This window comes from Rhizobium sp. CFBP 13644 (genome assembly GCF_014842165.1).
In the GTDB taxonomy this organism is placed as follows: Bacteria; Pseudomonadota; Alphaproteobacteria; order Rhizobiales; family Rhizobiaceae; genus Agrobacterium; species Agrobacterium tumefaciens_C.
In genome coordinates this window covers 48,708-62,712 of sequence record NZ_JACYVF010000002.1, presented here as the reverse complement: position 1 = coordinate 62,712, position 14,005 = coordinate 48,708, and the positions used below count along the sequence as shown (strand labels likewise).

Sequence of the window (14,005 nt, the reverse complement as noted above, 5' to 3'; positions counted from 1 at the left end):
GACATTAAGAATCGCTGACATTAAACCATGGATTGCAATCTTTCAGAACCCTCTTCCTGTATTTCGCCGAACCGGACCCGCTTGACGGCGCCAATCTTCTGCCGGCTGCAGTCAGGCCTTACCTGCCTGATATTGCCGCACGGCTTTGCCGAAGGCTTCAAACAGCGCCCGCGAGGGTGCGTCCGTATGCGCCCAATATTCCGGGTGCCATTGCACGCCCAAGGCAAAGCCTTTGGCATCGATCACGGAAACCGCCTCGATCGTTCCATCCTGCGCCGTCGCCTCCACCTGAAGGCGCGGCGCGGTTTTTGCGATGGCTTGGCGGTGCAGCGAGTTGATCTGCACCTCACCACTCATGCCCAGATGCGTGGCAATGCAGGAGCCCTCGCGGATATGGACCGGCTGGCGAATGGCATAGGCCGCGTCGCGGTTCGCATCATCGGGCTTACGGTGGTCCCACACGCCGGGCTGCTCCTGAATTTCACTGGCCAGCGTGCCACCCAGCGCCACATTCAACTCCTGAATGCCGCGACAGATCGCCAGCATCGGAATGCCGCGATCTATCGCCCGACGAATGAGCGCAAGGCTCGTCGCATCACGGGCGGGGTCGAAAGGTCCGTCACTGTCTTTCGCCTCGACACGGTAAAGCGAGGGGTGAACATTGGTGGCGGAACCCGACACCAGCAGCCCATCCACACGGTCGAGAATGGCATCGACATCATTGCCCTCTTCAAAGGCAGGTACGATGAAGGACATGACGTCGGCAACATCAAGCGCGGCGGAAAGATACTGTGTCTGCGCGGCGTGCCAGTCGGCACCATCAAGATGTCTGATATCGGCGGGAATGGCGATGATGGGTCTGGACATGGAGGCTCCGGCTTGGAAGGTTCACCTGTTTTGAAACCGGAAACGCCGTTCGTCAAGCGTCTGCGCTGTCGGAGTGAAGCCCAGTCTTCACCTAAAGTCTGATGTCTCTTCTTCAGATTTCAGTTGACTGCTTGTATTGACGCAATCGCCGTAACAACAAAGCATTTACAGCGTTTTATTCTTGGTGGAGATGCTTGTCAGCCGTGCGGGGGCGTGCTTTTCTCTGGCCATGCCAGATAGCGGAGGGGAATTCGCCTATCGGTCAGATCAATATCTGGGAGGATATTTATGGATCGTCGTTCATTCATCAAAAAAGGTGCCGTTTCCGGCGCAGGCGTTGCTGCCGCAACGGTTCTTGCCGCGCCGGCCATCGCGCAACAAAATGCCAAGATCACATGGCGCCTCACCTCTTCGTTCCCAAAATCGCTGGATACGATTTTCGGTGGCGCGCAGGATGTCGCAGACCGCGTAAAGGCCGCCACCGACGGCAATTTCAACATTCAGGTTTTTGCAGGCGGTGAAATCGTGCCCGGCCTGCAGGCAGCCGATGCCGTTTCATCCGGCACGGTGGAAATGTGCCACACCTGCTCATATTATTACGTCGGCAAGGACCCAACCTTCGCCATCGGCACGGCCATTCCCTTCGGTCTCAATGCGCGCCTCACGAACTCCTGGTTCTATGAGGGCAATGGCAACAAGCTGCTCAACGAGTTCTATGCCAAGCACAACCTCTACGGCATGATCTCAGGCAATACCGGCGTGCAGATGGGCGGTTGGTTCCGCAAGGAAATCAACACGGTCGAAGACTTCAAGGGCGTGAAGATGCGCATTGCCGGTCTGGCTGGCAAGGTGGTCGAAAAGCTTGGCGTCGTGCCGCAACAGATCGCCGGTGGCGATATTTATCCGGCGCTGGAAAAAGGCACAATCGATGCGGCTGAGTGGGTCGGCCCCTATGATGACCACAAGCTCGGCTTCCAGAAAGTGGCGAAGTATTACTACTACCCGGCCTTCTGGGAAGGTGGCCCGGTCATCCACTCCTTCGTCAATCTGGACAAGTGGAACGCCCTGCCCAAGAACTATCAGGCTATCCTGCAGGACGCCTGCTCCTTTGCCAACACCAACATGATGGCGAAATACGACGCGAAAAACCCCATCGCGATCAAGCAGATCGTGTCCGAAGGTGCAACGCTGCGCCCCTTCAGCCAGGATATTCTGGATGCCTGCTACAAGGCAGCACTGGAAGTCTACGCCGAAATTTCAGCCGTCAATCCGGACTTCAAGAAGATCTACGAAGATCAAGTGGCATTCAAGCGCGAGGGCTATCTGTGGATGCAGCTTGCTGAATACACATTCGATACATTCATGATGATCCAGCAGCGCAACGGCAAGCTCTGATCACTATCAAGGCCTGACGGCACTATGACAGACCCGGATCGAAAGGTCCGGGTCTTTTATTTTCAGGCATGCTGTACTACGGACCGATCTTCGGCGGCTCGTTCAGGTTCGGCATTCCGGGCAGTCCATTTCCGCCCGGCTGTGCCGGCGCACCGTCCATCGGTGGCAGGCCGAAATTCGGCCCCAAAGTCGGCATCGTATTGCCACCTGAGTTGCCAAAGGGCACATCGATCTTGATCGTGTTGAGATCCACAGCAGGCGCCTTGTCCAGCCAGTAGGTCACGGATTCGGGCCAGAAGATCACGATGGCAACGAGAACGAGCTGCATTCCCAGCCACGGTATCGCGCCCATATAGATGTCGGATGTCTTCACGCTTCGGGGTGCGATGGACCGCAAATAGAACAGCGCAAATCCGAAGGGCGGATGCATGAAGCTGGTTTGCATGTTGATGCAGATCAGCACACCGAACCAGATGAGGTCGATACCGAGAGACTCGGCGATCGGCGCCAACATCGGAATGACGATGAAGGCGATTTCGAAGAAATCGAGGAAAAACGCCAGGAAGAAGATGAAGATGTTGACGAAGATCAGGAAGCCGATTGGCCCGCCCGGAATGCCCGACAGCATGTGCTCGATCCACAGCGAACCGTCCATGCCCTGAAACACGAGGCTGAAGCAGGTCGCGCCGACCAGAATGAAGACCACCATGGAGGTGATGTGCATGGTGGAGTGCATGCCCTGCTTGACCAGATCCCAGGTCAGGCGACGATGCGCGGCGGCCAGCGCCATGGCACCTACAACACCCAGCGCACCCGCTTCCGTCGGCGTTGCCAGACCCATGAAGATGGTGCCCAGCACGAGGAAGATCAGCACGATGGAAGGCACCATGCCCGCCAGCACCTTGAACACCAGCGCACGGTTCAGTTCGCCACGCGCTTCCGGCGGCAAGGCTGGCAGGTCTTTCGGCCGCAGCTTCGACATGACGAAGATGAACAGCATGAAGATGACGACTTGCAGGATCGATGGGCCGATGGCACCGAGATACATGTCGCCGACGGACTTGCCGAGCTGGTCGGCCAGAACGATCAGAACCAGAGATGGCGGAATGACCTGGGTAATCGTGCCGGATGCGGCGATGACGCCGGTCGCAAGGCGCGGATTGTAGCCATATTTGAGCATGATCGGCAGCGAGATGACGCCCATGGTAATGACCGAGGCCGCAACTGTGCCGGTAATGGCACCGAGGATCGCGCCAACGAGAATGACGGCATAGGCAAGTCCACCGGGAATGGCGCCGAACAGCTTGCCCGTGCCCTCCAGCAAATCCTCCGCAAGCCCGCATCGTTCCAGAATAGCGCCCATGAAGGTGAAGAAGGGGATGGCCAGCAACAGATCATTGGAAATGATGCCGAAAATGCGAAGCGGCAGCGCCTGCAGGAAGGCAGGAGAAAAATGCTCCGTGAAAATGCCGATGACGCCGAACAAAAGCCCGACAGAAGCCAGAGAGAACGCCACGGGAAACCCGTAAAGCATGAAAATAATCATGCCCAGGAACATCAGCGGCGGCAAAATACCGTATTCGAACATGGAAATATCCTTAGCGGTCAGCGCCTGATTTACTGGAGCGGTTTTTCGTATTTGGTGTCGAGCTGATAGAGCCCGTTCAGCGCGCCGATGCGCTTCACCAGTTCGGATATTCCCTGAAGGAAGAGCAAGGCAAAGCCCGCAAAGATAATGAACTTGACCGGCCAGCGGATCAGGCCGCCCGCATTGGAAGACACTTCGTTCTGCGCAAGTGACAGGGTAAACATCGGCCAGCTCAGCCACGCCAGATAAAAACAGGCCGGCAGCAGAAACACGACGAGGCCGATCATATCGACCCAGAGGCGGGCGCGGGCGGAAATGGCGCCGTAGATAATGTCCACGCGCACATGTTCGTTCATCCGCAATGTGTAGGACGCACCCACCAGCACGATGAAGGCGAACATGTACCACTGGATTTCCAGCCAGCCGTTCGAGCTATAATTGAAAATATAGCGAACAATGGCGTTGCCCGCACTCACGAGGCAGCAGATCAGGACAAGGTATCCTGCAAACTTGCCCATCGCCTCACTGAACCCGTCAATAAGAGCGCTTGTCTTCAGAAGAGCCTTCATTCCTTCCCCTCCACCATCCCTTTGCGGGTTCTATGCGAGAGGTTCATCCGTGACCGTCACCCTCTGACGATACTTGCATCGACTATGCGGTAACTTCGGACGTCCTCCACACCATTTCGTGTAGGAGGTGGCTTGCCAAAATGCAACGGCATTGGCACCTTTGCCCTTGCAAACAGGCGGTTTACGAGGAATTGAGCAACCTGCTGTGGCATCACTGCACGCTTTTTCCACAGGCCCGGCAAAATTGCGGCATGTCCCACACAGGCCAACCACGACTGGCCTGTGTCCGTTGCGTTTTTCAACACTTCCATGTAGGTCTTGTTTCGGAGCGTTTTGCAACGGTCTGCCATGTGAGGAAAGCCGCCAACGGGCGTGTGGAGTAACGGGCGGAAGCGTTGATCATTGAAGGGGAATTGGCATGAGTGAACACCATACGGGCCCGATCGAACTCGGCGCGAAGATGAACTATTCCGAGCATGAAAAGACCTATGACGGCTTTCTGTCAGCCGCCAAATACGGCACAATGCTCGTCACGGTATTGATGATCGCCATGGCCGTTGGATTTTTCACAACAGGCGGCTTTTTCGGTGGCCTGCTCGTGTTCGTCATTCTCTCTGTCGCAGGCTTCGTCCTGCTGCGCTAAAGCTCTAGCCTGATGACATAGACTGCATGGGGAGAGTTCAACTCCCCCCATGATCTTTGTCGTCGCTTAGACCGGCGTTTCCGGCACCGGCGTCACAACCTTGCGCTCGCCAAGCCAGCCCAGCACATTGTCTGCCACCAGATCGGCCATGGCGTTGCGTGTCGGCACGGATGCCGAGGCAACATGCGGCAGCAGGGTTACGTTGGGCAGAGCCAGGAACCCTTCCGGCACTTTCGGCTCAGCGTAAAACACATCGAGACCCGCCGCACCCAGCGTGCCGTTCTGCAGCGCCGCAAGCAGCGCGTCTTCATCAACGCTGGACCCTCTGCCCACATTGATGAACACGCCATTGGAACCCAGCGCCGCGAAAATATCGGCATTGATGGCCTTATGGGTTTCCGCAGTGCCGGGCACGATGCAGATCAGCACGTCCACCGCCTGCGCCATTTCCTTCAGCGAGCCATAGTAGTTATAGGAAAGCTCGGCGCGCCTGGAGCGGGTGTGATAGCCGATCTCCACCTTGAACGGCTCCAGCCGCTTGGCGATTTCCTGGCCGATGCGGCCCATGCCGAACAGGCCCACCTTGCGGCCCCGCAGCGAAAATGGCGAAAGCGCAAACGGTCCTTCCGCCACCCATTTGCCCTCGCGAAGATGCTTTTCCGCCTCGTAAAGGCGCCGCACCGTGCTGATCAGAAGCGCAATCGTCGTGTCGGCCACCTCGTCGTTCAGCACATCAGGCGTGTTGGTCACGATAATGCCGCGCGAAGCCGCATGCTTCACATCAACGCCATCATAGCCCACACCAAAATTGGCGATGACTTCAAGATTCGGCAGCGCATCCATCCACTTGGCGTTAAAGCCACCGGAAACGGCAACGGCCTTAATGCGCTCGGCAACACCTTCTGGCAGCGACGGCTCTGGCCCCGAGGGCGCTGTGATGACCTCCACCTTGCCCTCGAAACGCTCGAGAACGCGTGGATGGATCTTTCCCGGAACGAGAACGGCGGCTTTACTCTCTGACATGCTTGGACAACCCCTTGCTGCAATGCGTCGGGGGGCAAGCTAGACGATCAATACGAAAAGCGAAACCCGCAAACTACTTTCGCGGAATGCAAGGGCTGGTGGATTGGCGAATGCGCATTTCGGGCTTGATGAGGTGAATACCATCAGGCTCATGGCTGCCCGCCAGCCTGTCCAGCAGCGCCCGCGCAGCCAGTCGACCCACCTCTGCCTGCCCGTTGGAAACGGTCGTCAGCGCCGGCGTCGCAATCGCCGCCTCTTCCAGATCGTCATAGCCGGTGACCGAAATATCCTTGCCCGGCACAAAGCCCGCCCGCGAAATACCGTTCATCAGGCCAATCGCGACAAGGTCGTTCCAGCAAACGGCAGCGGTCGGCTTTTGCGGCAGCGACAGGAAGTTCACAGCCGCCTCGAACCCGCCCTGCTTGGAGCGCGCGCCGGGAATACGCAGGTTTGGATCCACCTCGATGCCCGCTTTGCGCAGCGCATTGACATAGCCCTGATACCGGTCACGTCCGGTCGAAGTCTGGTCCGTGCCACCCACCATGGCAATGGTGCGGTGGCCAAGGCTGATCAGGTGGTTGGTGGCCAGCGAAATGCCATAGCTGTCATCGCCGCGAAATGTCGGCATGTCGACACCATCCATGGAGCGCGCCACCAGAATGGCGGGCATGCCGTTTTCCTCGGCCAGCGTCATGTCTTCCAAAGGCGTACCGATGGCCGGAGACATGATGATGCCGTCACTACCAAGCTGCAGCAGCGTCTCGATGAAGGTGCGCTGCTTTTCAACGGAATCATAGTGGTTGGACAGAATGAAGGTCTGGCGGCTGCGGTCCAGCTCGCTCTCGATGGCTTTGAGAATTTCACCGTAAAACGGGTTCATCACATCGTGAAAGACAACGCCAATAATGCCGGAGCGCGAGGTGCGAAGGCTGGCGGCGCGGCGGTTGTAGATATAGCCCAGCGCTCGCGCCTGCAGCTTGATCTTTTCGCGCGTATCGGCAGCCACCAGCGGGCTGTCCCGCAATGCCAGCGAAATGGTCGCAGTTGAAAGCCCCAGACTTTCAGCAATGGTCGATAATTTGATCTTCTGCGCCACAGTTGCCTCCCACGGTCACGCATTCCGCCATCACGCGGCGTTTAAATTGTGACTAAACAATTTAAACAAAATCTGCAACCGTTTTAAGGATTTCAACACAAGGCAATATCTGTAATACAAATTTTAATCGATTGATTCAAAAGCCTGCAAATTGGCGTCGATGGCCCGCAGCAATTTGACAACCGTTTTCACATCCTTGGCGGACAGACCCTCCACAGCACGGCTGTTGCAATCGGCCAGCGATGTATTGATGTGCTCGACGCTCTTCAGGCCAGCCTCCGTCAGCTTCACCATAGTCAGCCGTCCGTCGCCATCGCCCGCACTGCGCTCCACAAAGCCTTGCGCCTCCATGCGGCCAATCGTGCGCGTCATCGTCGGTGCCTTCACGCCAAGCTTCTGGGCAATCTGCCCCGGCGTCATGCTTCCCTCTTGGGCCAGCGCTAGAATAACGCCATCTTGCCCCGCATAGAGGCCACTGGCTGCAAGATTGTGGCTGAGTGCCGTGCGCATGGAGCGGGCTGCCTGCGTAATCGTCTGGGCAAGCTCTTCCGAATGGATCGCCAGATCCTTCTTTTTGCCGGACTTGGCCTTCTTCTCGGATTTGTTCTTTTTGGCCAGCTTATCCTTGCTCATCAGCAAATGCCTTTCCTGAAGTCCCGGACGACGATATGTTCTTGGTAACACTTAACGAATGCAGGCGCGGATCGCCAGATGCCAGACACATATACGCATATTCACGACAATAACGTAACAGCCCCAGCAGATGGGCAAAACGAGAGCATTTCCGTGCTGCCGCTAGGCGCCCATGAGCAGCACGGCCCCCACCTTCCCTTCGAGACGGATACGCTGATCGTGGAAGGCATTGTCGAGCGATTGAAACAGGCGCTTGCGCCCAATGCGCCTATCCACTTCCTGCCCGCAGAGCCGGTCGGCTATTCGCTCGAGCATATGGATGTGGCGGGCACGAAGACGCTGTCTTTCGATGAGGCGGTGCACCGCTGGCTGGGAATTGCTGAAAGCCAGCACCGTAAGGGCATCCGCAAATTCGTGATGCTGAACGCCCATGGTGGCAATTCACCGCTAATGACCATCGTCGCCACCGAAGCGCGTGTTCGTTTCGATATGCTGGCCGTTGCCACCAGCTGGACCCGCTTCGGCATGCCGCCCGGCATCATCACCCCGCAGGAAAAGACCATCGATATCCATGGCGGCGATATCGAAACGTCTGTGATGCTGGCCTTGCAGCCGCATCGTGTGAAGATGGACAAGGCTGGGAACTTCCCCTCCGCACAGACGGAATTTTCCAACCGCTTCAAGCATTTGCGCGCCTATGGCCCGCACGCCTTCGGCTGGCGCATGTCAGATCTCAACAGACAAGGCGTGGCGGGCAATGCCGCTATTGCCACCACCGCAAAGGGCGAGGCGATGATCGCGCATGCGGTATCGGGTCTGGTGGAGCTGCTAGCGGACATTTCCGCCTTCGACATGAATTTGCTTGAAAGCTCGGTTCAAAAATCTTCGGCAGATTCTCTTTGAACTCACTTCCCCACACGCCTATATGAACAGCAACGCTTTCAAAGCCATCATCCGGCTCTTTTATATCAGAGGTTCATCATGACCGAAGCAGCACCGACATCAAAGCCCATTCCCGTAACCGTATTGACGGGCTATCTGGGCGCGGGCAAGACCACGCTCCTCAACCGCATCCTGTCGGATAATCACGGCAAGAAATACGCTGTCATCGTCAATGAATTCGGCGAAATCGGCATCGATAACGACCTGATCGTGGAATCCGACGAAGAAATCTACGAGATGAACAATGGCTGCGTCTGCTGCACCGTGCGCGGAGACCTTATCCGCGTGGTGGAAGGCCTGATGCGCCGTCCCGGCCGTTTCGATGGCATCATCGTGGAAACCACAGGCCTTGCCGATCCTGTTCCCGTCGCACAGACATTCTTCATGGATGACGATGTGCGCGCCAAGACAGAACTGGATGCCGTTATCGCGCTTGTCGATGCCAAGCACCTGCCGCTGCGCCTGAAGGACAGCCGCGAAGCCGAAGACCAGATCGCCTTTGCCGATGTCGTCGTCATCAACAAGACCGATCTTGTCACGCCGCAGGAACTGGCCGTCATCGAAGATGTCGTTCGCGCCATCAACCCGTCCGCCCGCATTCACAAGACAACCCGCTCCGGTGTCGATCTGGCCCATGTGCTCAATCAGGGCGCGTTCAACCTTGAACGGGCGCTGGAAAACGACCCGGATTTCCTGGCGCAAGAACACGACGACCACGTCTGCGGTCCAGATTGTGGACATGACCACAGCCACGATCACCATCATCACGACCATGGGCATGACCATCATCACCATGACCACGACCACCATGATCACGGGCACGACCATGGCCACAGCCACGCCGCCTCGCCCATCCATGATGTCACGGTTCAGTCCGTTTCGCTGCGCGGCGGTGAGATGAATGCCGATCGTTTCTTCCCATGGATCCAGAAGGTCACGCAGACCGATGGCCCGAAGATCCTGCGCCTCAAGGGCATCATTGCCTTCAAGGATGATGCGGAACGTTATGTCGTTCAGGGTGTTCACATGATCATCGAAGGTGATCACCAGCGTGCATGGAAAGAAGGCGAAAAGCGCGAAAGCCGCCTCGTCTTCATCGGCCGCGATCTTGACCGCGAGAAGCTGGAAAACAGCTTCAATGCCTGCATGGCAGCGGCTTGATATCGACCTGATATCGAAAAGTGCCATTGCGGCACGCCATGACATGACGACCACAAGGAGTGCACCGTGATGGTGCACTTTTTCACGACTGACGATAACAACCACGGAAAGACCAGAGACCCATGCCCACCGTTGCTCCTCTTGACCTCGAAGGCCACGTCGTCGCGGCGCATTTTCTGGGCGAAGTTCCGTTGTTTGCCACAGCTGCAGGCACCATCCACCGGCTGGATGGCGGCGAGAAGGTTGTCGAGGCACATCAGGGCCTTTTGACCTGCACCCGCGATCCGCACAGCGCCACGCTTCTCACCGGCGGTGAAGATGGCAAGGTGCTGCGCATCGGCCATGATGGCTCTGTCATCGAGCTTGCCCATGTGCCGCGCAAATGGATCAGCGTTGTCGCAGGCGGCCCGCAAAACGCCATCGCATACGGCGTTGGTAAGTCCAGCTTCGTGCGTCTGGGTGATGGCACCGTCAAGGAATTCAAGGAAGACCGTACCGTTGAGGGCATCGCCTTTGCGCCCAAGGGCCTGCGCATTGCCGCTGCCCGCTACAATGGCGTCACGCTTCATTGGGTGGCCAGCGCTGGCGATCCTGTCGATCTCGATTGGAAAGGCGCCCATACCGGCGTCACCTTCTCCGCAGATGGCAAATTCCTCGTCACCACCATGCAGGAAAATGCGCTGCATGGCTGGAAGATGGAGGCCACCAAGGGCGGCATGGAAGCGCGCCACATGCGCATGACCGGCTATCCCGCCAAGGTCAAATCCATCTCGTGGTCACACAAGGGCAAGTGGCTGGCATCATCGGGCGCACCGGCGGCCATCGTCTGGCCCTTCTCCGGCAAGGATGGCCCAATGGGCAAGGCTCCGCTGGAGCTTGGCACCCGCGCAAACATCATGGTCACCAATGTCTGCTTCCACCCGGCAGATGAAGTGCTGGCCGTAGGCTTTGCGGATGGCATGATCCTCGGCGTGCGTCTTGCCGACGAGAAGGAAGCCCTGCTGCGTCGCCCCGGCAAGGGCGCGATTACGTCCATGGATTGGAGCAACAATGGTAATCTGCTGGCCTTCGCATCGGAAGCTGGTGATTGCGGCATCATCGACATCAAGACGTAAGCAATCCTCAAATATGAGCGAGGCACCGCCGCAATTTGCGGCAGTGCCTCCCTGACCACCTCGGTGGCGCCCTCCCAGAGGATTAGAAGCGGTAGGTCACACCGGCACCGATCAGCCACGGATCGAGCTTGGCCTTGCCGCTGATATCACCCAGCGCGTCATGCGTGGCGCTCCACTTCGTTTCGAGGAAGATCTTCTTCACGTCGAAGTTCACACCCCAATTCTTCGTCAGCATGTAGTCGAAACCGACCTGCACCGCCGCGCCAAAGTCGTTCTTGACGTCGAGATTGTGGAAACCTGCCTTTTCAGACTGATTGTAGAACAGCGAATAGTTCAGGCCAGCGCCCACATAAGGCTTGAAGGCACCGAAATTGGTGAAGTGATATTGCAAAGTCACCGTTGGTGGCAAAAGCCATGTCTTGCCGACATCGATCTCGCCCAACGCGCCTGTCGTGTTGATCTTGGAGAAGGTCGTGCCAAGAATAAGTTCGGCGGCAATATTATCGGTGAAGAAATAGGTTACGTCGAATTCCGGAATAACCGTGTCCGAATATTCAAGCCCTGCGCCGGGCACGCCGTTGATCGAGCCGCTGTCATGGGTCATCACGCCAAGGCCGCGCACACGGATCATCCATGGGCTTGCCGCAGCAATGGCCTCTTCGGCTGTGGGCACGGGCGCGGTCGGCGCCATGTCAGCGGCTTGGGAAAACGCTGGCAGCGCAACAGCGAAAGCAGATGCCAAAAAGATGGCTTTGCGGAATTTGGCGAACATTTTTCTCTCCTTGATCTATCGAAGAGGTGCTTTGCAACATCGGCTCCTTTGGCCCCTCGACCTTGGAAACCCATAGCCATTGCTGCAAGCCACACCCTGCCCGCACGTAACACGCACATCAAAATCATCATTTGAGGGAGATCAAAACCCGGACAGGAAATTTGGGGGTTGGTCACGCACATAGAGCGTATTCGCATTTAAGATTATTCAAACATATCAATGCGAAGAGCGATTATTGTAGTTAATCAATTATAGATATTTTTATTCAATAGTTGCAGTCATTGAACACTGCATCTGTACTTGAAATACTTACCCCCATTCAGAATTTCGAAAAGTAGCACGCCGCTTCCCTGTATTTCCTTGGATCTTTCCCCTATGAAACTTTCGATTTCAGCGATCATAACGGCCAGTGGCATCGCCTTGGCAACCGGCATTACCATCACGCTTCTCGTGGGTTCTTTCGCGCTCGATACGCTGAAGGTCAACGGCCCGATCTATCAGGAAATCATCGATAGCAAGGACCTGATTGCCGATATCCTGCCACCACCGCTCTATCTCATCGAGACCTATGCGCTGACCAATGAAGGCGCCCTCCACCCGGATAGGCTGCCGCAAAACATCGAGCGTATCAAGGTGTTGAAGGGCCAATATAAGGAGCGCCGTGAATACTGGAAGACGACGACCCTGCCGGACACGTTGAAGCAGGCCTTGCAGAACGATGTTCTCATCAAGGGCGACGCCTTCTGGGCAACGCTGGATACGGACACGCTGCCAGCGCTCGCCTCCGGCGAGGCGGCAAAAATCCCGGCATCGCTCGACACCTTGAGCAAGACATTCCATGCCCATGAAGCGGCGGTCAATCAACTGGTCGAGATGGGCACCGTCTATGGCAAGCAGAAGGAAGTAGAAGCGGCGGAACAGACCTCATTCCTGAAAACGACCAACGACACGCTGGGATATATCCTCGTCCTCCTGTCCATTGCCTCGACCGTCTTCCTGCGTCGCCGCGCCATGAAGCCGATCCTGCGGATCACGCAGACCATGACGAGCATGGCCGCAGGCGACCTGAAGGAAGCGCCACCGCATATTCACCGGCATGATGAAATTGGCGCCATGGCAAGGGCGCTCGCCGTGTTCAGAGATGCTGGCCTCGCCAAGCGTCAGTTGGAAAGTGAAGCAGAAGAAGCACGCCGCGCCGCCAGCATGGAGCGCGAGACACGGGAAAGAGAACGCATTGCCGAGGCAGATGCGCTGCGCTTCGCAATCCAGCATCTGGGACATGGCCTCAAAAATCTCGCCAACTGTGATTTAAGCTCGACACTCGACCACAGCTTCGACGCCAAGTTTGAAACCCTGCGCGCAGATTTCAACGCCTCGGTGCGCACCCTGCAAGCAACGATGGGAAAGATCCTCTCAGAAGCCCAACACCTGCGGGCCCAGGGCAGCGAGATGCACGGCTCGGCAAACGATCTGTCACGCCGCACGGAACAGCAAGCTGCAGCGCTCGAACAGACCGCAGCCGCACTGGAAGAAGCCGCCTCCACCGTCAAGACCTCCACGGCGCGTGTCGATGACACCCGCAATCTGGTGAAGGAAGCGCGCCGGTCCACCTCGAAGTCTGCAAGCGTCGTCACCGAAGCCATATCCGCCATGCAACGCATCGAAGGCGCGTCTGGAGAAATCGAATCCATCGTCGGCGTCATCGACGAAATCGCCTTCCAGACCAATCTTCTGGCGCTGAATGCTGGCGTAGAGGCAGCCCGTGCAGGCGAGTCTGGAAAAGGCTTTGCGGTCGTTGCGCAGGAAGTGCGCGAACTCGCCCAGCGTTCGGCAAAGGCCTCGAAGGAAATCAGGGTTCTCATCGGCAAATCGGGAGATGAAGTCGCAAGCGGCGTAACCCTCGTGCAATCCACCGTCGAGGTGCTGACGCGGATCGAGGATTTCGTCTCCCGCATCGATACCAATATCGACAACATCGCCACCGCTGCCCGCGAGCAATCCGTCGGCCTTCAGGAAATCAGCGCCAGCGTCAACGCGCTGGACCAGATGACCCAGCAAAACGCCGCCATGGTGGAAGAGACAAATGCGGTCAGCCATTCCATTGCAGAAGCGACCAAGGCGCTATCGGACATGGTCAGCCGCTTCAGCATCGAGCCCGCAGCCGTGTCTTCCAGACGCGCAGCATAGATGGCTCAGTCACG

General features: G+C 57.3%; 13 protein-coding genes. 6 read left to right on the top strand and 7 right to left on the bottom strand.

Annotation, left to right across the window (positions count from 1 at the left end):
* Positions 1-111: 111 nt before the first annotated feature.
* The gene (locus IFT53_RS05410) at positions 112-867 is read right to left on the bottom strand and encodes a gamma-glutamyl-gamma-aminobutyrate hydrolase family protein (RefSeq protein WP_192067096.1); all 756 of its coding nucleotides are present in this window, start codon (positions 865-867) and stop codon (positions 112-114) included.
* A gap of 288 nt (positions 868-1,155) precedes the next feature.
* Between IFT53_RS05410 and IFT53_RS05405 the strand changes: the two genes are divergently transcribed.
* Complete coding sequence (locus tag IFT53_RS05405) at positions 1,156-2,262, top strand: TRAP transporter substrate-binding protein (protein WP_192067095.1); 1,107 nt, start codon at positions 1,156-1,158, stop codon at positions 2,260-2,262.
* Between the two features lie 76 nt (positions 2,263-2,338).
* Here the strand turns inward: IFT53_RS05405 and IFT53_RS05400 are convergent, their stop codons facing one another.
* Together IFT53_RS05400 and IFT53_RS05395 are read right to left on the bottom strand one after the other, a co-directional pair.
* A complete protein-coding gene (locus IFT53_RS05400) occupies positions 2,339-3,850 on the bottom strand; it encodes a TRAP transporter large permease (protein ID WP_192067094.1) in 1,512 nt (503 codons plus the stop codon).
* A 29-nt stretch (positions 3,851-3,879) separates the two neighbouring features.
* Positions 3,880-4,419, bottom strand: a complete 540-nt coding sequence (locus IFT53_RS05395) for a TRAP transporter small permease subunit (protein WP_192067092.1) — start codon at positions 4,417-4,419, stop codon at positions 3,880-3,882.
* A gap of 418 nt (positions 4,420-4,837) precedes the next feature.
* On the opposite strand from IFT53_RS05395, the gene IFT53_RS05390 reads away from it, so the two are divergent.
* Positions 4,838-5,062 carry an aa3-type cytochrome c oxidase subunit IV gene (locus IFT53_RS05390; RefSeq protein WP_192067091.1) on the top strand — a complete coding sequence of 75 codons (225 nt, stop codon included), beginning with the start codon at positions 4,838-4,840 and terminating at the stop codon, positions 5,060-5,062.
* Between the two features lie 66 nt (positions 5,063-5,128).
* On the opposite strand, the gene IFT53_RS05385 is transcribed toward IFT53_RS05390, so the two are convergent.
* The 3 genes from IFT53_RS05385 to IFT53_RS05375 all read right to left on the bottom strand — a co-directional run bounded on the left by IFT53_RS05385 (position 5,129) and on the right by IFT53_RS05375 (position 7,814).
* The gene (locus IFT53_RS05385) at positions 5,129-6,085 is read right to left on the bottom strand and encodes a 2-hydroxyacid dehydrogenase (protein WP_192067089.1); all 957 of its coding nucleotides are present in this window, start codon (positions 6,083-6,085) and stop codon (positions 5,129-5,131) included.
* Positions 6,086-6,158: 73 nt separating this feature from the next.
* Positions 6,159-7,181, bottom strand: coding sequence for a LacI family DNA-binding transcriptional regulator (locus IFT53_RS05380; protein WP_192067088.1), 1,023 nt, complete (start codon positions 7,179-7,181; stop codon positions 6,159-6,161).
* A 123-nt stretch (positions 7,182-7,304) separates the two neighbouring features.
* Positions 7,305-7,814 (bottom strand): MarR family winged helix-turn-helix transcriptional regulator, encoded by a 510-nt coding sequence (locus IFT53_RS05375; protein WP_192067086.1) that lies wholly within the window; start codon positions 7,812-7,814, stop codon positions 7,305-7,307.
* Between the two features lie 78 nt (positions 7,815-7,892).
* Here IFT53_RS05375 and IFT53_RS05370 point away from each other — a divergent pair, with 78 nt between their 5' ends.
* The 3 genes from IFT53_RS05370 (at position 7,893) to IFT53_RS05360 (ending at position 11,032) form a co-directional block, all read left to right on the top strand.
* Positions 7,893-8,717 (top strand): creatininase family protein, encoded by an 825-nt coding sequence (locus IFT53_RS05370; RefSeq protein WP_192067084.1) that lies wholly within the window; start codon positions 7,893-7,895, stop codon positions 8,715-8,717.
* 78 nt (positions 8,718-8,795) lie between these two features.
* Positions 8,796-9,917 carry a CobW family GTP-binding protein gene (locus tag IFT53_RS05365; protein ID WP_192067082.1) on the top strand — a complete coding sequence of 374 codons (1,122 nt, stop codon included), beginning with the start codon at positions 8,796-8,798 and terminating at the stop codon, positions 9,915-9,917.
* 122 nt (positions 9,918-10,039) lie between these two features.
* Positions 10,040-11,032 (top strand): WD40 repeat domain-containing protein, encoded by a 993-nt coding sequence (locus IFT53_RS05360; RefSeq protein ID WP_192067081.1) that lies wholly within the window; start codon positions 10,040-10,042, stop codon positions 11,030-11,032.
* 82 nt (positions 11,033-11,114) lie between these two features.
* On the opposite strand, the gene IFT53_RS05355 is transcribed toward IFT53_RS05360, so the two are convergent.
* Positions 11,115-11,804 carry an OmpW/AlkL family protein gene (locus IFT53_RS05355; protein ID WP_042617635.1) on the bottom strand — a complete coding sequence of 230 codons (690 nt, stop codon included), beginning with the start codon at positions 11,802-11,804 and terminating at the stop codon, positions 11,115-11,117.
* A 375-nt stretch (positions 11,805-12,179) separates the two neighbouring features.
* Here IFT53_RS05355 and IFT53_RS05350 point away from each other — a divergent pair, with 375 nt between their 5' ends.
* A complete protein-coding gene (locus IFT53_RS05350; protein WP_192067079.1) occupies positions 12,180-13,991 on the top strand; it encodes a methyl-accepting chemotaxis protein in 1,812 nt (603 codons plus the stop codon).
* Positions 13,992-14,005: the final 14 nt, after the last annotated feature.